The 1,321-nt window shown below is 68.9% G+C and carries 2 protein-coding genes; one reads left to right on the forward strand and one right to left on the reverse strand.

The annotated features are described in order from the left end of the window. Nucleotides 1-508, forward strand: a 508-nt coding sequence (locus JCM9942_RS16145; RefSeq protein ID WP_157722999.1) for a phosphoenolpyruvate carboxylase, incomplete at its 5' end; no start/stop codon positions are given. Nucleotides 509-560: 52 nt separating this feature from the next. Here JCM9942_RS16145 and JCM9942_RS16150 read toward each other — a convergent pair. Then, the gene (locus JCM9942_RS16150; protein ID WP_054660875.1) at nucleotides 561-1,079 is read right to left on the reverse strand and encodes an acyl-CoA thioesterase; all 519 of its coding nucleotides are present in this window, start codon (nucleotides 1,077-1,079) and stop codon (nucleotides 561-563) included. Nucleotides 1,080-1,321: the final 242 nt, after the last annotated feature.

Raw genomic sequence — 1,321 nt, forward strand, 5'->3', positions numbered from 1 at the left:
CAACCTGCGCGCGATTCCGTGGGTGTTCGCCTGGAGCCAGGCGCGCGCGGTGATTCCCGGCTGGTTCGGCGTGGGCAGCGGGCTGCAGGCCGCCGCTGATGCCGGCCATGAGGAGCGGCTGCGCGAGATGGCGCACGACTGGCCGTTCTTCGAGACCTTCCTCGATGACATGGCGATGGTGCTGAGCAAGGGTGATATCCATATCGCCGAGCAGTTCTCGCAGCTGGCCGGGCCGCTGCACGGGCACTTCTTCCCGCTGATCCGCGAGGAGCTGGCGTTGACCGCGCACTGGGTCAAGCGCCTGAGCGGACAGCAGGAACTGCTCGAGCACGATCCGCGGCTGGCCCTGTCGATCCGCCTGCGCAATCCCTACATCGACCCGATCAGCGCCTTGCAGGTGGATCTGCTCAGGCGCTGGCGCGAGAGCGGGCGCGAGGACGAGGCGCTGTTGCGCGCGCTGGTGGCCTGCGTCAACGGCGTTTCGCAGGGCGTGCAGAACACCGGCTGATCGATCGCCGGAAGGCGCCGGCCGGGCGGCAGTTCCGGCCGGCGTTCCGGTTTTACGCGTCCACCGCCAGATCGGCGGCGCCGGACGGATTGTGTTTGAGCAGCTCCAGGTGGCGCTGTTCCATCTCCTGGCGCAGCTGGCGGCGGAGCTGTGCGGCGGCGAAGCGACGCTTCTCGTCACTGGTTTGCACCTGCAGCGGCGGTACCGGCGTCGGCCGGCCCTGGTCATCGACCGCCACCATCGTGAAGAAGCAGCTGTTGGCATGGCGCACGCTGGCCTTGCGGATGTCCTCGGCCACCACCTTGATGCCCACCTCCATCGACGAGGTGCCGGTGTAGTTCACCGAGGCCAGGAAGGTCACCAGTTCGCCGACGGCAATGGGCTGGCGGAACGTCACCTGGTCCACCGACAGGGTGACCACGTAGTTGCCGGCATAGCGGCTGGCGCAGGCATAGGCGACCTGGTCGAGCAGGCGCAATACCGCGCCGCCGTGCACCTTGCCGGAGAAGTTGGCCATCTCCGGGGTCATCAGCACGGTCATCGACAACTGGTGGGAGGTGGGTTCGGACATGGTGGGCACCGCGACGACAGGGCCCGCAGGCTACTCCACCCGGGCGCGGGACGGGTAATCCGGCGCGGAAAGAGGGCGGTGTCACTGCCCCTGTCCCGACGCAGCGGCCACCGTCACTGGAAGTGGCGGCGCACCCCGTGGAAGCCCCCGGCGTGGCGAACCGCAGCGGGTCCCGCCGGTCCAGCATGCCGCCCGGGCCTTCGATCCTCTGTCTCCGGTGCCTGGCGTCGAGGCTGCGCTTG

The sequence above is a fragment of the Stenotrophomonas pictorum JCM 9942 genome, from assembly GCF_001310775.1.
Classification (GTDB): domain Bacteria; phylum Pseudomonadota; class Gammaproteobacteria; order Xanthomonadales; family Xanthomonadaceae; genus Stenotrophomonas; species Stenotrophomonas pictorum.